The sequence below is a fragment of the Thalassospira lucentensis genome (genome assembly GCF_050516545.1).
Lineage (GTDB): Bacteria > Pseudomonadota > Alphaproteobacteria > Rhodospirillales > Thalassospiraceae > Thalassospira > Thalassospira lucentensis_C.
This window is the reverse complement of sequence record NZ_CP191544.1, coordinates 2,178,125-2,197,398: the sequence shown is the minus strand read 5'-3', so window position 1 is coordinate 2,197,398 and position 19,274 is coordinate 2,178,125. Positions and strand designations below refer to the sequence as shown.

25 protein-coding genes and 1 tRNA gene are annotated in these 19,274 nt (G+C 54.2%); 7 read left to right on the top strand and 19 right to left on the bottom strand.

The genetic code is table 11. From position 1 onward, the window contains the following. Window positions 1–21: 21 nt before the first annotated feature. The 13 genes from ACQ0MK_RS10225 to ACQ0MK_RS10165 form a co-directional block, all read right to left on the bottom strand. Window positions 22–633, bottom strand: a complete 612-nt coding sequence (locus ACQ0MK_RS10225; RefSeq protein ID WP_430475917.1) for a hypothetical protein — start codon at window positions 631–633, stop codon at window positions 22–24. Between the two features lie 91 nt (window positions 634–724). Further along, window positions 725–985, bottom strand: coding sequence for a RebB family R body protein (locus tag ACQ0MK_RS10220; protein WP_350045420.1), 261 nt, complete (start codon window positions 983–985; stop codon window positions 725–727). A gap of 59 nt (window positions 986–1,044) precedes the next feature. After that, window positions 1,045–1,368, bottom strand: coding sequence for a RebB family R body protein (locus ACQ0MK_RS10215; protein ID WP_350161394.1), 324 nt, complete (start codon window positions 1,366–1,368; stop codon window positions 1,045–1,047). A gap of 108 nt (window positions 1,369–1,476) precedes the next feature. Continuing rightward, on the bottom strand, window positions 1,477–1,701 hold the full coding sequence (locus tag ACQ0MK_RS10210) for a RebB family R body protein (protein WP_350045422.1): 225 nt from the start codon (window positions 1,699–1,701) through the stop codon (window positions 1,477–1,479). Then, window positions 1,698–1,880: a hypothetical protein gene (locus tag ACQ0MK_RS10205; protein ID WP_430475916.1), complete on the bottom strand. Its 183-nt coding sequence runs from the start codon at window positions 1,878–1,880 to the stop codon at window positions 1,698–1,700. Before ACQ0MK_RS10205 ends, ACQ0MK_RS10210 begins: the two co-directional genes overlap by 4 nt. Window positions 1,881–1,888: 8 nt before the next feature. After that, window positions 1,889–2,224, bottom strand: a complete 336-nt coding sequence (locus ACQ0MK_RS10200) for a RebB family R body protein (RefSeq protein ID WP_430475915.1) — start codon at window positions 2,222–2,224, stop codon at window positions 1,889–1,891. A gap of 11 nt (window positions 2,225–2,235) precedes the next feature. Further along, a complete protein-coding gene (locus tag ACQ0MK_RS10195) occupies window positions 2,236–2,535 on the bottom strand; it encodes a RebB family R body protein (protein WP_430475914.1) in 300 nt (99 codons plus the stop codon). A 125-nt stretch (window positions 2,536–2,660) separates the two neighbouring features. Next, the gene (locus ACQ0MK_RS10190; RefSeq protein ID WP_350045426.1) at window positions 2,661–2,996 is read right to left on the bottom strand and encodes a RebB family R body protein; all 336 of its coding nucleotides are present in this window, start codon (window positions 2,994–2,996) and stop codon (window positions 2,661–2,663) included. Between the two features lie 222 nt (window positions 2,997–3,218). Then, the gene (locus tag ACQ0MK_RS10185; protein WP_350045427.1) at window positions 3,219–3,542 is read right to left on the bottom strand and encodes a RebB family R body protein; all 324 of its coding nucleotides are present in this window, start codon (window positions 3,540–3,542) and stop codon (window positions 3,219–3,221) included. Between the two features lie 177 nt (window positions 3,543–3,719). Continuing rightward, a complete protein-coding gene (locus ACQ0MK_RS10180) occupies window positions 3,720–4,982 on the bottom strand; it encodes an RNA polymerase sigma factor (protein ID WP_430475913.1) in 1,263 nt (420 codons plus the stop codon). Window positions 4,983–5,279: 297 nt separating this feature from the next. Beyond that, complete coding sequence (locus ACQ0MK_RS10175) at window positions 5,280–5,741, bottom strand: hypothetical protein (RefSeq protein WP_430475912.1); 462 nt, start codon at window positions 5,739–5,741, stop codon at window positions 5,280–5,282. Further along, window positions 5,741–7,354 carry a hypothetical protein gene (locus tag ACQ0MK_RS10170; protein WP_430475911.1) on the bottom strand — a complete coding sequence of 538 codons (1,614 nt, stop codon included), beginning with the start codon at window positions 7,352–7,354 and terminating at the stop codon, window positions 5,741–5,743. The genes ACQ0MK_RS10175 and ACQ0MK_RS10170 overlap by 1 nt, the downstream gene beginning before the upstream one ends. A 299-nt stretch (window positions 7,355–7,653) precedes the next feature. After that, a tRNA-Thr gene (locus tag ACQ0MK_RS10165) sits at window positions 7,654–7,729 on the bottom strand. A gap of 197 nt (window positions 7,730–7,926) precedes the next feature. Between ACQ0MK_RS10165 and ACQ0MK_RS10160 the strand changes: the two genes are divergently transcribed. After that, window positions 7,927–8,700: a class II glutamine amidotransferase gene (locus ACQ0MK_RS10160; protein ID WP_430475910.1), complete on the top strand. Its 774-nt coding sequence runs from the start codon at window positions 7,927–7,929 to the stop codon at window positions 8,698–8,700. 4 nt (window positions 8,701–8,704) lie between these two features. On the opposite strand, the gene socB is transcribed toward ACQ0MK_RS10160, so the two are convergent. From socB to ACQ0MK_RS10145, 3 genes are all read right to left on the bottom strand, one after another. After that, the gene (gene socB / locus ACQ0MK_RS10155) at window positions 8,705–9,436 is read right to left on the bottom strand and encodes a type VI toxin-antitoxin system SocB family DNA replication inhibitor toxin (protein ID WP_430475909.1); all 732 of its coding nucleotides are present in this window, start codon (window positions 9,434–9,436) and stop codon (window positions 8,705–8,707) included. Further along, window positions 9,375–9,995, bottom strand: coding sequence for a type VI toxin-antitoxin system SocA family antitoxin (gene socA, locus ACQ0MK_RS10150; RefSeq protein ID WP_430475908.1), 621 nt, complete (start codon window positions 9,993–9,995; stop codon window positions 9,375–9,377). The genes socB and socA overlap by 62 nt, the downstream gene beginning before the upstream one ends. A gap of 242 nt (window positions 9,996–10,237) precedes the next feature. Next, window positions 10,238–11,020 (bottom strand): DeoR/GlpR family DNA-binding transcription regulator, encoded by a 783-nt coding sequence (locus ACQ0MK_RS10145; RefSeq protein ID WP_430475907.1) that lies wholly within the window; start codon window positions 11,018–11,020, stop codon window positions 10,238–10,240. A 198-nt stretch (window positions 11,021–11,218) separates the two neighbouring features. Here ACQ0MK_RS10145 and ACQ0MK_RS10140 point away from each other — a divergent pair, with 198 nt between their 5' ends. The 6 genes from ACQ0MK_RS10140 to ACQ0MK_RS10115 are packed head-to-tail and all read left to right on the top strand — an operon-like array spanning window position 11,219 to window position 17,215. Continuing rightward, complete coding sequence (locus ACQ0MK_RS10140; RefSeq protein WP_430475906.1) at window positions 11,219–12,196, top strand: ABC transporter substrate-binding protein; 978 nt, start codon at window positions 11,219–11,221, stop codon at window positions 12,194–12,196. Next, entirely contained in the window at window positions 12,196–13,932 is a 1,737-nt protein-coding gene (locus tag ACQ0MK_RS10135; protein ID WP_430475905.1) for an ABC transporter permease, read from the top strand. The genes ACQ0MK_RS10140 and ACQ0MK_RS10135 overlap by 1 nt, the downstream gene beginning before the upstream one ends. Beyond that, window positions 13,920–15,002 (top strand): ABC transporter ATP-binding protein, encoded by a 1,083-nt coding sequence (locus ACQ0MK_RS10130; RefSeq protein ID WP_430475904.1) that lies wholly within the window; start codon window positions 13,920–13,922, stop codon window positions 15,000–15,002. The genes ACQ0MK_RS10135 and ACQ0MK_RS10130 overlap by 13 nt, the downstream gene beginning before the upstream one ends. Further along, complete coding sequence (locus ACQ0MK_RS10125) at window positions 15,002–16,090, top strand: MBL fold metallo-hydrolase (protein WP_430475903.1); 1,089 nt, start codon at window positions 15,002–15,004, stop codon at window positions 16,088–16,090. The genes ACQ0MK_RS10130 and ACQ0MK_RS10125 overlap by 1 nt, the downstream gene beginning before the upstream one ends. 37 nt (window positions 16,091–16,127) lie before the next feature. Beyond that, the gene (locus ACQ0MK_RS10120) at window positions 16,128–16,718 is read left to right on the top strand and encodes a histidine phosphatase family protein (protein ID WP_430475902.1); all 591 of its coding nucleotides are present in this window, start codon (window positions 16,128–16,130) and stop codon (window positions 16,716–16,718) included. After that, complete coding sequence (locus ACQ0MK_RS10115) at window positions 16,715–17,215, top strand: HAD family acid phosphatase (RefSeq protein WP_430475901.1); 501 nt, start codon at window positions 16,715–16,717, stop codon at window positions 17,213–17,215. Before ACQ0MK_RS10120 ends, ACQ0MK_RS10115 begins: the two co-directional genes overlap by 4 nt. Window positions 17,216–17,517: 302 nt before the next feature. Here the strand turns inward: ACQ0MK_RS10115 and msrB are convergent, their stop codons facing one another. From msrB to ACQ0MK_RS10100, 3 genes are all read right to left on the bottom strand, one after another. Beyond that, the gene (gene msrB / locus ACQ0MK_RS10110; RefSeq protein ID WP_430475900.1) at window positions 17,518–17,958 is read right to left on the bottom strand and encodes a peptide-methionine (R)-S-oxide reductase MsrB; all 441 of its coding nucleotides are present in this window, start codon (window positions 17,956–17,958) and stop codon (window positions 17,518–17,520) included. 107 nt (window positions 17,959–18,065) lie between these two features. Beyond that, a complete protein-coding gene (locus tag ACQ0MK_RS10105; protein ID WP_430475899.1) occupies window positions 18,066–18,542 on the bottom strand; it encodes a thermonuclease family protein in 477 nt (158 codons plus the stop codon). Window positions 18,543–18,553: 11 nt separating this feature from the next. Then, window positions 18,554–19,108, bottom strand: coding sequence for an AAA family ATPase (locus ACQ0MK_RS10100; protein WP_430475898.1), 555 nt, complete (start codon window positions 19,106–19,108; stop codon window positions 18,554–18,556). Window positions 19,109–19,274 lie beyond the last annotated feature (166 nt).

Here is a 19,274-nt window from a genome sequence, read left to right as displayed (position 1 = left end):
TCATGAAACATTGATGTTCACTCAAGCGAGATTGTCAAAATCCTTCACCACACTGCTGGCCGATGTACCGACATTGGTGAATGTTTTCTGCGCATCGGTAACGGCCTGTGTCGCTGCCTTGATGATGTCCGCATACGGATCGACTTCTTTTTTCACCAGCATCTGTTGCATGGCAACCCCGGTGGTGGCTGAAGCCATTGACATGATATTGCGCAGATAATCGGTGGAATCCTGAACGGCATAGGCCGCGGCCTGCGCAACCTTTTGATAGGCAACCCCGTTGGCGCCTGGAATAGCACCATTCAGAACCGCATGGTTGGTGGTGCCGACCGCCTGAACAATTTGCGGGTTAAGGGCGGTGCTAAGCGGTGGGGTATTGGCCGGGCCGGGCGGGCTGACATCCGGATCACTTGCCGATGATCCATCCGATGCGCTGTTGCTGTCAGCATTCGAACCAGAAGCACCAGACGCAGCAGAAGCACCATCTGCGCTGCTATCACTGTCCGCGCTGCCGCTATCGGCACTTTTGGCATCATCGCCACCCCCGGATGCGCTCGCATCACTGCTTTTATCATCGGTACTGGCATCCGGGCTTTCAGGTGCTTCTTTTGCGGTATTGTCTTCGTCTGCCATCTTAAACCTCATGCGGGGTTGGTGGATGTGTCCGTGCACGTGATGCTGCTGCCGTGATCATAAGAATGGCAGGGCGGGTTGTGGCAGTGCGCTATTTGGTGCCGCCACCACCCCCCATGCCACCACCTGAACTGTCCAGGATCATTTTGCACGCACTTGATGTAACGGCATTGCCGATCTGTTGCAGGCCGCCTTGCGTTTGCATGGCGTTTTGCATCGACAGACTGATGGAATGTGCCATCGTCTGATACACAAGCCCCATGGCTTGTGCTGGCGCCTCGCCAAGGACCTTGACGTTGGTCTGTGTCACGGCGTCGGTTATTTGTGAATTTACAGGGGTGTTGTCTGCCATTTCACGCCCTCGCGTTTGTGACCATTGCCCGGCGCAGAAATACCGGACGGGTCAGGTGCCTAGCGGCGGGTTGCTGCCAAAATAACCAAGAGTGTCAATAACGTATCGGCGTTGTCAGATCGGCCAAGCTTGGCCGTTGCCTGTGCGCCGGCCATGGTATTGACCGAGTAAAGCTGCATCACGCCCTGATTGGTTGCCGCCTGCGAACAAATCGATGCCTGCTGTTGGGCCTGAACCGCGTTCTGGAACAGGATCGATGTTGAATGTGCGGCACTTTGATAAATCGAACCCATTGCATTTGCGGGTGCGGAAGCAAGTACGCTGACCGAAGTCTGTGTAACTGCGTCGGTAATCTGACCGTTCACCGGGGTTGGAATAGCCATGATATCCTCCGAAAAGGCGGTCCGGATGACCGCACATCTTAAGACGCATAATGCGAAGAATTGTGATCAAATTCGTTTGCTGTCCTGCACCTGCTCGGTGCGACTGGCCTAACCCGCTTGGGCTGTGATCATCGCGACGAGTTTGGATGTCGATGTATTGACGACTTGCTGCATATTGCCCTGGGTCAGGGTTGCGTTTTCCATGGCAAGCCCGGTGGCATGGGAATGTGATTGCAGGGCCATCGACACCGCCTGTGCCGGGCTTTCACCCAGAACCTTGACGTTGGTCTGGGTGACTGCATCGGTGACTTGTGGATTGACGATGTTGCTCATGTTTCGCCCTCTGTCATCTCACCGCCCTCGTCATATGGCCCGTCGCCCTGCGCATTAAGGTCATCGGCGGTTTCATAGCCATCGGCAAGAAACTGCTTGTCGATATTGCCCCAGGCACTTTGATACCAATGTTCTTCATCCGCGGGCGGCGCGCCGGTGCCTTTTGCCTGGCTTGCCAATATGGCGCTCAGGTCGGGTTGTGGTTCGGATCCGGCTTGGCCGGTGTACCCGGTGTCCCCGGTGCGCTCTGCGGGGCCATATTCTGCATGGCTCTGGTAAAAAAATTTGGTTTGCTGTCCTGAACGGAAAGTGTCGATTTCGCACATTCCATCGTGGTCGCAAGGCTGGCAACCGACAGCTGTTGCTGTTCATTGACCATGTTGGCAAACAAGATGCCCTGTGCCTGTGCTTGCGACAAATAGGACTGCATGGTGCCCATGGCCGGGCCATTGCCAATCACGGATGTATTGGTCTGGGTGACGCTGTCGGTGATTTGCGCGTCCACTTCGTTGGGATTGCTCATCGCTGTGATCCTTACTGGTTACGACGATTCATGATTTGCAGAACGCTTTGGCTCATGGTGGTCATGCCGATCATTGCGTTTTGCTTTTGCGCGGAAACCATATTTGCCATCAGGACATTTTGTGATTGTGCCTGACCAAGCATTGACTGCAGTGCCGCATAGCCCGGACCAACACCAAGGGTGGCGACATTGGTCATCGAGACACTGTCGGTAATCTGGTCGGAGACCTGCTGATACGACTGTTCGGCGGTCGGACTGGCTTGGGCCTGTTGGGATTGCGTACCGTCTTGCTCAGATGGTGCCGATGGCATGTCCGTCTCCTTGGATAGCGGTTTGGGAACTTACCGGTATGACGTGGGGAAAAAGGGTTTGTGAAAGAAAAAGCCCGGCAAGCTTTTGCATGCCGGGCTGGTTCGGCGGCGAAACCAATCTGGTGTTACGACACAGAAGTGCCGGTCGTTGCTTTGAGCGCCGACAACAGCGAAAGCATATTGTCGGGAACGTCGCTGTTTGCAAGCTTGGATGTGGCCACTGCACCAGCCATGGTGTCGACAGAGTAAACCTGAATGACGCCCTGATTGGTGGCTGCCTGAGAAGAAATGCCGACCTGTTGCTGGGTACTGACAGCGTTCTCATAGAGAATGCCATGAGAATGCGCCAGCGACTGGTAAAGCGAGCCCATGGCCATTGCCGGCGCATCGCCCATGACCTTTACATTGGCCTGGGTGACAGCGTCGGTAATCATGCCATTGACCGGAGTGTTATCAGCCATTGTGTATCTCCTGGTTGCCTAAAGAAGTGCCGGAATCCGGCCCTTTTCCGCGTGGTTTGCGGGATCAGTCAAATGACGGGGGGCCTGATTGGTTGTGACGGAACTTGTGCAAAAACATGGGCGGCGTAAGGGCTTGTGCGCCTTACATAAAATCGGGCGGTCGCTGATGGAAACGACCGCCCGATTTGAAAGTGACCCGATGGGCAAGATCCTGAAGATGGATCAGCCTTTGGTCGCCTGAAGTGCGGTCAAAAGCGAAAGCATATTGTCGGGCACGTCGCTTTTGGCAATTTTGGAGGTCGCAACAGAATCTGCCATCGTGTCGACCGAATAGATCTGGATGACGCCCTGATTGGTGGCGGCCTGCGAGGTGATGCCGATCTGCTGCTGTGCGCTGACGGCGTTTTCATAAAGAATGCCGGTGGAATGTGCGAGGGACTGGAAGATCGAGCCCATTGCCATTGCCGGGGCTTCGCCCAGAACTTTCACGTTAGCCTGGGTGACTGCATCAGTGATCTGACCATTTACGGGGGTCGGAATCGCCATTGTAAAGTCTCCTTCGTGTGCTTGTACTATGTGCTGCTTGCTGTTGTGATCCTGACGGGGTTTCGCCGTCCCGTTTTCAGTCTAAAGACGTCGGTGCTATGGGGTTGTGACGCTTCTTTTCGATTTATTTGCCGATTTTTTCTTTTAAAAACGGCATGTCGTTGGCCGATATTCTGGCTATTGAATGCCGGACCCTTTCAGGTGTTCTCGCGCCAGTTGGACGCGTTTGCGCACGGCGCAATTGCTTAGGCCCAGCGCCTGTGCAATTTCGTCATAACTGCGATCCTGCACGCAGCGCATCAAAAGCGGTTTGCGCAGTTTTTCCTGCATCGCCAGAAGAACTGTTTCGAGCTGATCCATGCGCTCACCCGTCAAATAAGATTCTTCCGGGCTCGGAATGGTCGGGGCCGTCATCGGGGATGCCGGGGTATCGGCGCTGCTGTGGGTTTCTTCGTGATATTCGGCTTTGCGCCGGTTCTGGCGATGCAAATCAATGCAGGCATTATGGACAATCCGCGACAGCCAGGCGCGGTGGTTGCGGATTTCATCCATCGAATCTTCAAATTTGACAGATGCCTTTACCATCGCTTCGGACAGCGCATCCTGTGCGTCATCCATATTGCCCGACATCAGTTTCAGGCATTGTTTTAAAAGATTGTCCTGCTGATCAATCCACAATGGCCAGAAATTCGGCGCTGCCGGACCGGTTTGCGGATGAAGGTCGCTTGGAACCTGCGCATCGGCATGTTGGTCATGTTGATCAGGATGACTGGACGGGGTGGGCCAGACCGGTGCTTCGGGAAATGCCGGGGCCGGTGTTGGGATTGGCGCTGGTGTCTCTGGCGCGCCCGGTGTTGGCTGGCGTAAATTCGTTCGTTCCAACCCGTTTGGCAAAATACCCCGCAGGATATCAACCGGATTTACGCCGGGCGGTGTGCCAAATCCCGGCAACGCCCCTGCGATAATGTCTTCGGGGCGTGGGCCTGTGGTCGATGGCTCCAATCCCGGGAACCCGGCAAGCGGATTGAAATCCGCAGGATACCCCGGTGGGGGGCTGTAGGGATGCTCCGCCCTGCTTGGCCCGGGATTTTGGTTTGATCGGTTGGGTTCGCTGGCCGGAGCGTGTTGCTGCAACGGGGGTTTTCCCGATGGCTGGGTGAGAAAGCCCGCATCCAGATCGGCATATCGATCAAAACCGTCCTGCAGAAAACTCGCGGCAGTGCCGCTGACGTCCGGGCTGGCACCGGTTTCTTGCAGCTTTGCCAGATAATCTTCGGCGATACGTGCGCGCTGATCGGGTTTTAACCGCGACCAGATCGATGTGACATTATCGCCATCACCCAAGGCCTGATTCAGGGTTTGCTCAAGGCAGTGTGCGAATTTAAGTTCGGTCTCAGTCAGGGTAGCCGCATCTTGTTGGGTGTTCTTTTCGTTCTGCACTATAGACCCCTCCAGTTGATGGAATGCAACCTTAGGCTGATTAAGTTCACGGCGCTTATTATGACGCACTTTGAAAAAGATTGTGAAATAAATAGTTTCTACATCTTTAAGTTGTGTCATGACGCACGTCGTTGCAGCCTGCTTGGTATGGCTGTGGGCACGAATGGGACGCTAAACTGCACGTTTTCGCGCTTTTTATTGGTCTTGGGCGGTGTGTTCGATCTGTCCTTGTTTCTCAGGGCAGATGTGCCTGATGTCATGTCAGGCGGGCCTCAGTGGGCAACCAATTCAGATTGTTTAAGGTTTTTTGGCTGAACGGTTGCCGCCTGTTGTGCGTTTGCTGTGTGCCGGATCGGATGTTGCTGCGTGGTCTTGTGCTGGAAAGGCATTGGCAAGTGCGGTTTCCACCTTTGCTGACAATACCTGCATGCGTTGATCAATTTCACGGGTGATGAGATTGCGAATTTCAGTGGCAATATCAAACATCACCTGTTGATCCCCGTGCCGGTTCGGATCGGACGCCATATGCGGCGCACCTTTTTGCCGGCCAATCGGGGGCTGCGGGGTCTTGGTTCCGGCTTTGACGTCTTCGGCATGGTTGGCAATGGTATGTCGCTGTTCCAGGACTTGGGTGCGCGCACGTTCTGCGGCCTCGGTCATGGCCTGCTGGGTTGCCATATATTCCTGATTGAAGGCCTTTCTGACAGCATCCTTGCGGCCGCTGGCGGTGGCCTTGTCATTTGGTGCCTGACCCGACATCAAGCATCTCCTTTGGTACTTGCAGCACCCTTGGCGGGTTTGCTTGCGCTTGCCGTGCTGCTGGCCTTGGAGCTTGCGCCCGACGCCTTGCTTGGAGCCTGTGCTGATGTGTCGCTACCTTTTGTGGGATCAGCCGCAGCATCCTCAGAAGATGCATCTTGATCCGCAGTGCCGGTTGCGGTGCTGCCTGATTGCGGTTTTGCATCCGTTTGCGCATCCGCCGGATCTGGTGGCAGAATAAATCCGTATGTCGCAAGCCCGGCATCATCGGGGATCTCGGCCAGTCCGGTCAGGCTGGTTTCCAGACGACCATTGGCATTGGCAACCATGCTTGCCGCGCGACAGGCGGCATTGTCGCCTTGCGCCACACAGCTCAGAATGGCGGTTGGTGTGGTGGTTTTTGTTTCGGTCAGAAGTTGGGCTGTGACGTTAAAGCTGGTTTCCTGATTATATTGCACCAAAATCACAAGCCCCGCCCCCTTGTCGCCGTCGCTTGGCGGGGTGATCTGGGCCCGGAACGGGATGCTGTAATTTGGCGCAACCATAATGGCCCCGCCAATAATCGGGCTGGGCAGGGTGCCAATATATTCAAGCTGGGCCGGGATCGGCGCACGATCGGCAAAGACCAAACGGATCAGGGCCAGATTGGGCACAGCTTCGCTCGATATTGATCCAATCGATTGTTCAAGATGAAGCGCAAAGGGGCCGCCGCCATAGCTCGGAACGTCGGACAGTTGCGGGCTGCTGTCATCGGTTGCGGTTGTGTCACACAAAAGCGCGCGCAATTGCGATGGTGCAGATGTCGGCAAGGACACCGAAAGTTGGCTCTGCGCATCCGGTGACGGCCCCACGTCAACGCGCCATTTACTTAACGTCGCGGGAATGTCCGCAGCACTCAGCTTTGCGCCAATCGCACTTTGGGCATTTGTGCGGCCCGGCGATAACGGCAATCCTTGCGTCATCTTGATCGCCCAGTCGGGCGTATCTGCATCCGCCGTGGCATTGCCCTGTAAGCATGGCATGGCGGTGCGAAACATATCATCCTTGATCACCGGCCCGCTCATATCCGTCGTGCTGCCGTCGCGATGGCTGGTGCGAAGCCCCCATTGCGCTGTTGTGCCCTCGGTGGAGGTTTCAGAAGTCTCGGAATTAAGAGTGCTCATTGTGGATGCCTCGCTTTTATCAGGGGCGGACGGAAAGTTAAGACCGGTCGCTCTGGCGATGATGTTTGCCGGATCAGGGATGCTGTCATTGAAATTCGGTGTCGGTGCGGTGTGTGCGGTTGATCCTGTGCCTGCCGCGCCACCCGTGCCACCCGCGCCGCTTTTGCTCTCACCGTCAAACAGGAACCGCTGAATGATTTCAAACGCGGTTTCGCTCGGCGCGTCCTGCGACCCGCCTTGGGAAGCCGGGGAAAACAGATTGTCAGACGCATCGGATGGCAAACCCGCCAGACCAAATTCCCGACACAGGGCGGCCATGACTTCCAGCGCGACCTGCGGTTCATCTGTTTTCGCAGGCGTGCTCGGGGATCCCTGCTGGGTGTCGCCCGTATCAGGTGTGCTGGTGTTGCTCTTGGCCTGATCTGGTTTGGGCGCGTCACTGTCTGTCATGCATGCATTCCCCAGTATTGCTCTTGCAGCAGACAAAGGGGCGAAGTTTTCAGCCGCAATTGATCTGCAAGGATTTAAACGGTTCCTTGCAAAAAGACGCTTCGCACGCGGGAATGTGAAAAGATTGCGCAAACGGGGGCAGCGCAATCAGCGATTGCGAATTCGGAATGCATTTGGAAATGGGGCTCATTCCAAGCCAACTTGGCGCATATTCGACACCCTGGGTCCTGAGCCTGGAAACACAAAACCCGCCGAAAGAACAGCACGCTGTACCTTGGCGGGTTTTTGCATCTACAAAATGGTGCTGGCGATAGGATTCGAACCTACGGCCTACGCATTACGAATGCGTTGCTCTACCAGCTGAGCTACGCCAGCACGATTCATTTTGTGGCGCGGAAAATACGGTCAATCACCGGGGTTGGCAAGTGGTTTATTGTTCTTTTTGCGAACAGGGTCCTTCGTTACCGCCATGTCTTAAAATCAGCGGCAAGAAGCATAATATCACATTGACCATACTGTATTAATCCGGCTTAGATGTGCGCCGTCAGAATTAATGCTTCGGGGGGCAGAATATGTGTCGTTGGCTGAGTTACGTCGGTGATCCGGTTTATCTTGAAAAACTGGTGTTTGAACCACGCCATTCACTGGTCGATCAAAGCCTGCATGCCGAACAGGCCAAAACACCCACCAATGGCGATGGTTTTGGCCTTGGCTGGTATGATGAACGCACCACCCCGGGGCTGTACCGGGAAATCCTTCCGGCATGGAACGATCCGAATTTACGTTCCCTTGCCCATCATATTCGATCCGGGTTGTTCTTCGCCCATGTCCGCGCATCAACCGGCACCCACACCAGCCGGACCAATTGCCATCCGTTTGCTCATGACAATTATCTGTTCATGCATAACGGTCAGATCGGCGATTACCCGTTGGTACGCCGATCGCTTGAAGGCATGGTGTCAGATGAATTTTATGACGGTCGGCAAGGATCAACCGACAGCGAACTTATTTTCTGCCTGATGCTGACCCTTGGCCTGAAAGACGACCCGCACCGCGCCATCCGCCACACCATTGAAGTCGTGGAAAATGAAATGAAAATCCGCGGCGCAAAAGCCCCGTTTCGGTTCACCGCCTGTCTTTCAAATGGCAAAAGCATCTGTGCGATCCGTCATGCCAGTGACGATAAACCACCATCGCTTTATTGGCGCAAACGCGATGATCATGTGATTGTCGTCTCCGAACCACTCGATACCGACGCCGATAGCTGGACCGCCGTTGCCCCGAACCATACGCTGCATGTCGATGGGGATATGGTCGTCAGCGAAGATGCGACGCTTGTATGTTAGAAATTTACAGTAGCAGTCCCCCAGTTCCTGTGGCTGGAGCAGCAGGAGCATCTTTTTCTGCCAAAACCTCAGCCCAGAGACCATAAGTTGTTGCGGCCATCTTTTCTAATTCTTCCATAGACAACAAGTCCACAGAATGGTCGAAATATACTCGAGTGGAGCGAGTTTTTTCACCAGTGTCGGGGTTCTTACTGGGCTTGCCGAGTTGGAAAATAGTAAAGCCGACATCCGAGTAGTCGGGGTCTGACGCCCTAATGTGCTCGTGCATCATTGAGAAAGCGAAAACTCGCCCGTCATTAGATAGGCCATACGAAGTGCGGGGTTCGATAAACGGAATAAATGGTTTCCCATCAATCAGTATAAGCATTTGCTGCCAAAAGCGAACTTCTTGATGTATGCCAAGGCGAAGGGGTGGAAACTCTTGCTTTAGCGCATGTATGCCTTCCGAATTAGCATACTGATAAAGGCTTTTGGCTGCTCGTAAATTTGCTTCAAGCTCAATGCCCCTACGGCATTTTTTTTGCAGCCGTTTAGCTATGAATTTCCAAGGGGATGGCTTTGATGGACCAAGCAAATCTGATCCCATATTGAACAACTCTGGAAGCACGCTTCGCAGTTGTTGATACGACATGCGAATTTCTTTCTCGCGTATCAACCTGAGTTGTTTAATTTGTTCATCTAAAGTAAGTGGGGCAATTCGTGCTAGGTCGGTATCCGGCAATCGGCTTATCTTCAAGTGGTTCTCCTACATTTGGCTCTGTCCCTACACGCACCTTATGGTGTCTAAAATTAGCTGAAATTAAAGTATCCGGTATTCTAAGGCCAAATGCAACGTCTGTTCTGCTTTTGTTTTTCACAATATCCCACGGAGAATTTGGTGCGTGGGAGATATCTACAAGCATTCCGGGCGATAATTGACCGTAACTCTTTGTGATCGCAGATATTACCGAGTTAACGGCGTTATCATCGGGTAGAGTTAGCGCGTAGCGCCCACCTGTAACAATATTTTTCCCTTCAGCTCTGAATTCGATAGGGGACGACCCTGCAGACTTGAAGGACTTATATACGGCGGGATGAACTGGCCCATATGTCCAAGCTTCAAAGTATCCTGAAACTAGAGGTTTTTTCTCTCGAATCAAAAATGCGCCATGGGCGAAATAGAGGAGCTTCTGTAGGGCCAAGTTTGTTACTTGGACTCCAAAAGTTTCTGCTTGGTCCAGCAGTAAGTTCGCGACAGATCTGGGATCGTAAGATGACACTGACCGTTTACCTAAGTATGTGATTTTCGAAATCATCTTGATGATCGTGAAATAGTAATCAGGGGAGATAGCGATTAACGACAGATTAAAGAAAATTAAGCAAATGTTAACAGCTCGCTGCGATGGGGTGCTTTTTATTGGCTATCTATCTGATTTTATAAAGATATTTATTATTCGAAACGGAGCCAGTAAATTGCATTGGTTGGTTGTGAATTCGCTATAAAATTGTCCGAGGCTTATTTTCGAACTTCAATTTGTGCGATTCGACTGCAGAGTGGTCATCTCACAACCACAATCTGACTGCGTGCCTTGACCAAGGCACGTTGCAGCGCATCGCCCGGTGCGGTGTTTAGAAGGACGGTCTGGTAATCGCTGGCGTGGCCATCACGGCACAGCGCCTTGCGGCCAACCTTTTTCTCGTCGATCATCAGGATCGCGTGATCGCAACAGGCGACAAGCGCCCGGCGTGCGCGGACTTCATCCATATTGAAGTCAAGCAAATCACCCTCATCTGACATCCCCCCGACACTGACAATCCCGAAATCGGCCCGCATGCTGCCAAAGAAATCGGCACTATCGGCCCCGATGATATCAAGATCACGTGTGCGCACCGTCCCACCCGCCATACGCAAGGTGACATTCGGCGCGTTTTGCAAAGTCATCACCACATGCAGATTATTGGTCAGCACGGTTAAATTGCGGTGCGATGATAAATGCTGTGCTGCCAGTTCGGCGGTGGTGCCGGTGCCAATCGCAATCGTGCAGCCCTCGGGGACGAGTTCGGCAATCTTGGCCGCAATCGCCATTTTGCCCGACCGGTTCCAGACTTCGCGTTTTTCATAGGCCGAATTATCCGGATCGGGGGCGGGACCCGCCAGACCATGGCGGCGAAACACGCGCCCCTGTTCTTGCAGATCACGCAAATCGGTGCGGATGGTCTGGACCGATACGTTAAATCGGCGTGCAAGCTCTTCGACTGCCATAAAACCACACGATTTTACAAGCGCAACAATACGGTCACGGCGGCGATCAAGCGGCACGGCATCGGGCGTTTCAGTCACAACAAATACTTTCGTTCGAAAGGTGTGGTTTCGTTTGGTGCCGGAGTATAGACAGGCCTGATTGTGGCTGGAAAGCCCGTTGCACCTGTTGAAACATTTAATTCTTGGTGTTGTCACACAACTGAAATCGAAATCCCGATAGCTTCCCGATCGAACAGTTTTCGAACGAAACCTCAATTTCAATTAGGGATGCCGATCATGCGTAACGTTCTTCTTGCCGCGGTGGCCTCTGCCGCAATGATGCTGCCGATTGTTGGTCAGGCTGCTGAAAAGCTTGTTGTCTATACCAGCCAGCCGACCCAGGATGCCCAGACCACTGTTGATGCCTTTATGGCTGCCAACCCGGATGTTGAAGTTGAGTGGGTCCGTGACGGCACCACCAAACTGATGGCGAAATTGCGTGCTGAAATTGCCGCAGGCGATCCGCGCCCGGACGTGCTTCTGATTGCCGATACCGTAACGCTCGAAGGCCTTAAGCAGGAAGGTCAGCTTCAGGCTTATAAATCCGGCGAAGCAAAATCATATGAAGACGCGCTCTATGATGCCGAGGGATATTATTATTCCACCAAACTGATCACCACCGGTATCGTTTACAACACCGCGGTCAAAGCCCCGACTTCCTGGGCCGATCTGTCTGATCCGGCGGTTAAAAACCAGCTTGTCATGCCAAGCCCGCTTTATTCCGGTGCGGCTCTTATTCACCTTTCCACCCTGACCGAGAACAAAGACCTTGGCTGGGATTACTATCAGGCACTGGCAGCCAATGAAGCCCGCGCACAGGGTGGTAACGGCGGCACGTTCAAGGCCGTCGCATCGGGTGAAAAACCTTATGGCGTGGTTGTCGATTTCCTTGCCATCCGTGGCAAAGCCAAAGGATCGCCGGTTGATTTCGTCTTCCCGAAAGAAGGTGTGACCTATGTGACCGAACCGGTCGCGATCATGAAAGACGCCAAGAACGTTGATGCGGCCCACAAGTTTGTTGATTTCGTTCTCTCGGATGCCGGTCAGAAACTGGTGCTTGATATGGGCTATATCCCGGCCCGTAATGACATGGCGCTTCCAGAAGGTTTCCCGGCCCGTAAAGACATCAAACTGATGGCTTTCAATCCGGCGATTGCCCTTGAACAGGCCGAAGCGAACAAAAAGAAATTCGCTGATATCTTCGGGGCTGAGTAATGCAGGCAACAGGTCGCCTTCGCGGCTTTCTGCCCGGCGTAACCGCCCGTAATCAAGGCAACCGGTCATCCGACCGGTTGCTTTACGGGTTGTTGGTGCCGGTCTTTGTGATTTCCATTCTGCCGATTGTCCGGCTTGCCTTTGAAGGTGTTGTCATCGGCGGGGTGCCGTCCTTTGACTATGTCCGCGATGTCCTGGGATCAGGCTCAACCTGGCAGGCCACGGGCAATAGCCTCTATACCGCCGGTCTTGGCACGATCATTTCGCTTTTGATTGGCGGGGCGTTTGCCTTTCTGGTCGCCCTGACGGATGTTCGGGCCAAGGCCGCACTCGTGTTCTGTTTCATGATCCCGATGATGATCCCGCCACAGATCACAGCACTCAGTTGGGTGCAACTGACCGGGCCAAGCAGCGCGCTTTTAAACGCCTTTGGCATCGCACCGGCCATGGGATCGCCCCAGCCGCTTTATTCTGCCGAAGGCATCGCATTGCTGTTGGGGATCCAGCATGCATCGATTGTGTTTCTGACATTACGGGCGAATTTGCGCATGCTCCCGCGTGAACAGATCGAAGCCGCCCGTCTGGCGGGTGCGCGCGGTGGGCGTTTGTGGTGGCAAATCATCTTGCCGCTGACCAGTCCGGGATTGATTGCCGGAACCGCGATGGCCTTTGTTACCGCCCTTGGCAATTTCGGCATTCCGGCCATGCTGGGCATTCCGGCCAATTATCCGACCTTGCCGACCTTGATCTATCAAAAGCTTGCCGGTTTTGGCCCGTCGGTTCTGGGTGAAGTTTCCGTTCTTGCCATGCTGATCGGGGCGATTGCGATTTGCGGTGTTGCCCTGCATCACCGGCTATTGTCCAAACGCGATTACCGTTTGATGGGCATGGTTGGACGCCCGCTTGATATCCGGTTGGGCGCACGGCGGAACCTGATTGAAACCGTTCTTTGGACGGTGCTTGTGGTCATTCTAGTCGTGCCCTTGATGGCATTGATTGCAACCTCGCTGGTTCCGGCCTTTGGCGTGAAACTGAATTTCAGCAATTACAGTTTTGCGGCCTTCTACGAAATCCTGTTCGTGCAGCCCTCGACCATCCGGGCCTTTCAAAACAGCTTTGTGCTCTCGGTCAGCGCGGCGGTGACTTTGGTTCTGGTCTGTTTGCCTTTGGCCTATGTGATGGTCAGACGGCCATCGAACCTGACCAAACTGATCAATCTTCTGGTCGAAGTGCCCTATGCGCTGCCCGGTGTGGTGTTGGCGATTGCCTGCATCTTGCTGTTCATCCGCATTCCGCTTTTGGATGTCAGCCTGTATGGCACCCTTGGCATTATCTTTATCGCCTATCTCGCACGGTTCCTGGTGATTGCCCTGCGTCCGGTGATGAACAGCTTTAGCCAGCTTGACCCCGCCCTCGAAGAAGCCGCCCAGGCCTGCGGCGCAGGGTTGTTGCGCCGGTTGCGCGATGTCCTTTTGCCGCTGGCGGCGCCGTCGGCGGCAGCGGGGGCGTTGTTGGTGTTTTTAACCGCGTTTAACGAACTGACCGTTTCGGCCCTTTTGTGGTCGTCGGGCACTGAAACGCTGGGTGTTTTGATTTTCAATCTTGATGACAGTGGCGACACCGTTCTGGCCTCGGCCGTGGCGGTTCTGGTCGTGCTGGTGGTGATCGCGTTGATGAGCTGTTTTCAGTTGGCTTCGCGTCGTTTGCCCAAGGGAGTTGTGCCATGGCAGACATAAATCTTTCGCGCATTACCAAATGCTTTGGCGATTATCGTGCGGTCAATCAGGTATCCCTTGATATTGCCGATGGTGAATTCGTTGCCCTGTTGGGGCCGTCAGGATGTGGCAAAACCACATTGCTGCGTCTTCTGGCCGGGTTTGAAGAACCCGATGGCGGGGTGATTTCGCTGGGCGGGCAGGTGGTGGCAAGCCCGCAAGACGCCATCATGATCAGCCCCGAAGATCGCAATCTGGGGATTGTCTTTCAATCCTATGCCCTGTGGCCGCATATGTCGGTTGCGCGCAATGTCGGCTATCCGCTTGAAGTCCGCGGCGTTGGTCGGGCCGAACGCGATCGCCGCATTGCCGAAGCCCTTAACATCGTTGCGCTTGAACCCTATGCCGATCGCAACCCTTCGGAACTTTCCGGCGGGCAACGTCAACGTGTGGCACTGGCGCGGTGCCTTGTGATGGAACCGCGTGCGGTTCTGCTTGATGAACCGTTGGCCAATCTGGATGTGCATTTGCGTGAAACCATGCAACAGGCATTTCTTGATTTCCATCGCCGTACCGGGGCAACCATGATTTACGTCACCCATGATCAGGCCGAAGCCATGGCGATGGCTGACCGGATTGCCGTGATGGATAAGGGCCATATTCGCCAGATGGCCGCCCCGGAAACGCTCTACCGCGAACCCGCCGACTTGATGGTGGCCGGGTTTGTCGGGGCGGGGGCGGTGTTGCCGGTGCGCGACGTCGCACTTCAAACCGGCGGGACATGTTCGGTGCGCTTGGGCGATGCCGAAATTGCGGCACGCATTTGCCCGAAACTGGCCGGTGGGCATATTAACGGGCAGGCGGGATTGTGCCTGCGCCCTGAAGATGTCTGGGTCGAAGATGGCGCGCCGTTGCGGGGATTGGTTGAAGATTGCGTTTATCTTGGCGGGCGGTTCCGGTTGTCCGTCCGGGTCAATGATCATCAAACACTTCCGGTATATGCCACCCGCCGTGCCCGCATTGGCGAACAGGTCGGGTTAAAGGTTTCCGATGGTTGGGTTTTTGACCGACTGCAAGGTGAGGCCGCCTGATGTCTGCCCGCATGCGTGTTCTTTCAGGCCTTGGCGAAAAAGGCCCGGCTTGTTTACGGCTTGAATTTTTTAACCGGCGCTGGCTGCTTGATTGCGGGGTGGGGCCGGAAAGCGATCAGGGGTTTGATCCGGCGTGGCTCAATAAAGTTAACGCTGTTTTCATCACCCATGATCATATCGATCATATCGGGGCGGCCGATGAAATTGTTGCCGCCGGTCTTCCGATTTATTGCACCGAAGTCACCGCGAAATCATTGCCCAAGGGGGCCAATGTCATTCCATTGCCGCCCGTTGGGGAAATTCAGGTCGATGGTGTGACGGTGACAACCGGACGCACCGGTCATTCCTTTGGCGGGGTGTGGTTGCATTTCGAACTGGGTGGCGGGGTACTCTATTCAGGTGATTTCTGTCAAGAATCGGATTATTTCCTCTATGACGCGCCGCCCGATGCCGCAACGGTTCTGCTTGATGCGTCTTACGGGATGGAACAACTGACCCAGCAGGTCCGCATCGATAGCCTTCTGACCACCATGACCAAACTTGAAGGCCAAATCCTGTTTCCCGTACCACCCAGTGGACGGGCGGCAGAAATGGCGTTGTTGTTTGAACGCCATGGCCTGACCGACTGGTCGATGGATGATCGATGTTACGGGCAGGTCAAACAGGTGCTTGATGCCCATGGATCTGATTATGTTGATGGGGATGCGATCCGGCGGTTGCGAAACCTGAAAGACAAGGCAAAGCATTTTAATCCGGATGCCCGGCTTTTGCTGTGTCATGCGCCCTGTGCAACTTTTGGCAAGGCGCGGGAACTGATTGATCTTTGGCGTGATGCCGGGCGGATGGGATCAAGTGCGCATGTGATTTTCACCGGGTTTATGCCGATTGAGGCCCGGAAAATGGTTGAAAAGGGCCATGCGCATTTCCGGCGCTGGAATGTGCACCCATTGGCAAATCATGTGATTAAACTGGCCAATGAATGTCATGCGATGCAGGTTGTGCCGCTTTTTAACAGCCGGCCAGAGGATTTTGGTCTTGTCGACGGGTTTGATGGACGGTTACAGCTCGCCGATCGGTTCTATTTGTAGTGCGAGTTCTTTTTCCAAAAAACGGTGATGCCCGGTCATGATTTATGCCCCTGAGAAGTTCGACTTTCCCAAGGTGCCCTTTGTTTTCATTCGCCACGGCGAAACCGGTGCCAACCGGGCTGGCATCATTGCCGGTTCCAGCGAGCCACCCCTGAATGAAACAGGTCGTGCGCAGGCAAGTGCGATTGCCCCCTTGATGGCGCAGGGAACTTGGCAGTCGGTCTATGTCAGCCCGCAGGACCGCGCACGCAAAACGGCACAATTAGCTTTGCCCGATTATACCGCCCACGTTCTGGACGGATTGCGCGAACGCCATTGGGGCGATCTCGAAGGACGCCCGGTTGGTGAACTTTGCCCGCGGTTTGAAACCCCGCCAAACGGCGAAGGGTTCGATGCCATGTGTCAGCGGGTTTCCTTTGCCATGCAACAGGCCCTGGCCGAAGTCAGTGATGAACTGACCGTGATTGTCGCCCATTCCGGTGTGGCGCGCTGCATTCTCTATATGACCGGCTTTGACGCCGATGGCCCGCGTGTGCCAAACGCCACCCCGATCCTGTTCCGCCCGGCACAGACCGGCTGGGAATATGACTATTTGACCGAAACAATGATCAAGGAGATTTCCGCGTGACCAAGCCCGAAGCCGATGCGCAAAGCACCCCTCAAACCGCGCAAGATATGCGCGATGCGGTGGTGTTTGACATGGATGGAACACTTGCGCATTTCGACGCCGATGCTTTGGGGCATCTGGTTCATGGTGTGGAAAAACAATGGGATGCGTTTTTTGACGCCATGGATCTGGCCAAGCCGATTGAAAATATCGAACGGTTGCTGCGCATCCTGCACGCATCAGGCCACGCGATTGTGATTTGTTCAGGCCGTCCGGCCGGTTGGCAACATCGATCCGAAGCATGGCTGCGCGCCCATGATATCCCGTTTGATGGCATGTATCTGCGCCCCGAAGATGCCGATCATCGCACCGACGAGGAAGTCAAAGAAGACCTTCTGGCGCAAATCATATCAGACGGGTTTAACCCCTGGCTTGTGGTTGATGACCGTCGACGGGTTGTCGATAAATGGCGCGACATGGGTCTGACCTGTTTGCAATGCGCGCCGGGTGATTTCTAGGTGTGATTTTTTTGGGTGTGATTTCTAGGCGTGATTTTCAGGCGTGATTTTTGGGGATAATGTTCAAGCGTGATTTCCACGTTGTAATTTCGACGCTGTAATTTCGACGCTGTAATTTCGACGCTGTAATTTCCACGGTGGAATTTCGACGCTGTAATTTCCACGGTGGAATTTCAAAGGTGGAATTTCTAAAGCGTGATTTTTAATCCTCATACAAATAAAAACACGCACAAAAAAGACCGGCGATGAAATCTCATGTGCCGGTCTTTTGATTGTTCAATGAAAGTGAATAATCACGCGTATTATTCAAAAAATTTTATATATTCACCATATCCTTCGGCCTCAAGATCCGCGACCGGGATAAAGCGCAGCGACGCGGAATTGATGCAGTATCGAAGACCGCCGCGATCCTGCGGACCATCGGGAAAAACATGGCCCAGATGGCTATCCCCGTGCTTGGATCGAACCTCGATCCGGCGCATGCCATGCGTGTTGTCTTCTTTGGCAATGACATGTTCGCTATCAACCGGTTTGACAAAGCTTGGCCAGCCACAGCCGGAATCAAACTTGTCATGGGATGTAAAAAGCGGCTCGCCAGAAACGATATCGACGTAAAGCCCATCTTCCTTATGGTCCCAGAAATCATTGCGAAACGGCGGTTCTGTGCCGCTTTCCTGTGTGACGTGATGTTGTTCGGGGGTCAGGTTCTTGATGGCGTCGGGGTCTTTGCGATACTGGGTCATTCGGATCACTTCACATCCTGGATAAACACGGGCTAAATTCCTTGTTCCCAAAGATGGTCGGATTGCGCCAGATGTCCAGTATCTTCACATCAAAGTTATGTGTGGAATCATCCCTGACACCAAGGCGCGCGTTTTGTTTTGCCGTCATAGGCACGGGCATAGCCATTATTGATCAGATCGAGATCAAGCGGGCTGCCATCAATGCGAACCGATGCGACCACACGACCGCCATAACGCCCCCATTCCGGTTCACAAAATTCAACTGCCTTGGCTGATTTCAAACGTGCTCGCGCATAGTCGCGCGCCTGCTGGGCCAGTTGCTTTTCGCTGTCACATTTGCCGCGAATTTCAGGTGTATCAACCCCGCGCACCCGAACCGACATATTGGCGATTTCGCCGGGAAGACCGGGGATGGCGACATAGATCGTATCGCCGTCATAGGCAAATTCCCCCTTATATTCACGCAAAGGCCAGCCATAGCAGGCCGCATAGGATGGCAGGGCGGCAAACAGTGTTGCGGATGTTGCTGCGAAAATGATGGTCTGGCGGGTAATGTTCGATGTCAGGCGGGCAAGTCTGGTCATGGGAGCTGCACTTAAAGTTTGAGGCGTGAAAGGATCTGGGCAGCGCGCTGTTCGACCGGACCTTTGCGAATTTCGATCAGATCGTAACCGCATTCGTGATAGGTCCGGCACAGCACTACATATGTTCTGACGGCCTCGGAGAAGCTTTGTGTGCGCGCAGTATCGGTTTTATAGATGTCCGCCCATGGCGGAAGGACAAAGGCGGTTCGGCGATAGCGATATGTTGTGATCGCATTTAACAGCCCCTTGTCTTCAGGCAGGTTTGACAGACGGCGATGGGCCAATGTGTCGGGCAATCCGCGGTCACAGAACACAGTGCGGGGATGGCATTCCATCCCGGTTTGCCACGCCCGGATTGATCTGCGGGCCATTAACCCGGCATAGGCGGCGTTATCTTCCCATGGCAGGGCATTGCCGCCGCGCTCGATCTGTTCTTCGATCACGGCACGCGCAACTTCCGGGCTGGTGTCATAGCCGCGCTGGTGAAGATGATCGATCAATGTGGTTTTACCAACACCGGGACCGCCGGTGATGATGACAAGATTGGATGTGTAAGGCGTTTGCATTCATGTTTCCTGCACAATGCGCCGATATGAACGGGCTTTGCGGCAAGGGGATGGCATTTCTGTTGCTGGTTTTAGGCATGCACAAGGATGTGCAAGGACGCGCTTTTTATCGCCTTGGCAAAGCTTGTCAATCGCAAAGGAAATCGTCTGACGCCAGGGTTGAGAA

Bases quoted from the DNA above. Each gene is read 5' to 3' on its own strand.
- ACQ0MK_RS10225 (WP_430475917.1), bottom strand. From the start codon at position 633: ATGGCAGACGAAGACAATACCGCAAAAGAAGCACCTGAAAGCCCGGAT.
- ACQ0MK_RS10220 (WP_350045420.1), bottom strand. From the start codon at position 985: ATGGCAGACAACACCCCTGTAAATTCACAAATAACCGACGCCGTGACA.
- ACQ0MK_RS10140 (WP_430475906.1), top strand. From the start codon at position 11,219: ATGCGTAACGTTCTTCTTGCCGCGGTGGCCTCTGCCGCAATGATGCTG.
- ACQ0MK_RS10160 (WP_430475910.1), top strand. From the start codon at position 7,927: ATGTGTCGTTGGCTGAGTTACGTCGGTGATCCGGTTTATCTTGAAAAA.
- ACQ0MK_RS10190 (WP_350045426.1), bottom strand. From the start codon at position 2,996: ATGGCTGATAACACTCCGGTCAATGGCATGATTACCGACGCTGTCACC.
- ACQ0MK_RS10210 (WP_350045422.1), bottom strand. From the start codon at position 1,701: ATGAGCAACATCGTCAATCCACAAGTCACCGATGCAGTCACCCAGACC.
- ACQ0MK_RS10130 (WP_430475904.1), top strand. From the start codon at position 13,920: ATGGCAGACATAAATCTTTCGCGCATTACCAAATGCTTTGGCGATTAT.
- socA (WP_430475908.1), bottom strand. From the start codon at position 9,995: ATGATTTCGAAAATCACATACTTAGGTAAACGGTCAGTGTCATCTTAC.
- msrB (WP_430475900.1), bottom strand. From the start codon at position 17,958: ATGACCCAGTATCGCAAAGACCCCGACGCCATCAAGAACCTGACCCCC.
- ACQ0MK_RS10200 (WP_430475915.1), bottom strand. From the start codon at position 2,224: ATGAGCAATCCCAACGAAGTGGACGCGCAAATCACCGACAGCGTCACC.
- ACQ0MK_RS10120 (WP_430475902.1), top strand. From the start codon at position 16,128: ATGATTTATGCCCCTGAGAAGTTCGACTTTCCCAAGGTGCCCTTTGTT.
- ACQ0MK_RS10170 (WP_430475911.1), bottom strand. From the start codon at position 7,354: ATGACAGACAGTGACGCGCCCAAACCAGATCAGGCCAAGAGCAACACC.
- ACQ0MK_RS10100 (WP_430475898.1), bottom strand. From the start codon at position 19,108: ATGCAAACGCCTTACACATCCAATCTTGTCATCATCACCGGCGGTCCC.
- ACQ0MK_RS10105 (WP_430475899.1), bottom strand. From the start codon at position 18,542: ATGACCAGACTTGCCCGCCTGACATCGAACATTACCCGCCAGACCATC.
- ACQ0MK_RS10175 (WP_430475912.1), bottom strand. From the start codon at position 5,741: ATGTCGGGTCAGGCACCAAATGACAAGGCCACCGCCAGCGGCCGCAAG.
- ACQ0MK_RS10185 (WP_350045427.1), bottom strand. From the start codon at position 3,542: ATGGCGATTCCGACCCCCGTAAATGGTCAGATCACTGATGCAGTCACC.
- ACQ0MK_RS10135 (WP_430475905.1), top strand. From the start codon at position 12,196: ATGCAGGCAACAGGTCGCCTTCGCGGCTTTCTGCCCGGCGTAACCGCC.
- ACQ0MK_RS10195 (WP_430475914.1), bottom strand. From the start codon at position 2,535: ATGCCATCGGCACCATCTGAGCAAGACGGTACGCAATCCCAACAGGCC.
- ACQ0MK_RS10215 (WP_350161394.1), bottom strand. From the start codon at position 1,368: ATGGCTATTCCAACCCCGGTGAACGGTCAGATTACCGACGCAGTTACA.
- ACQ0MK_RS10125 (WP_430475903.1), top strand. From the start codon at position 15,002: ATGTCTGCCCGCATGCGTGTTCTTTCAGGCCTTGGCGAAAAAGGCCCG.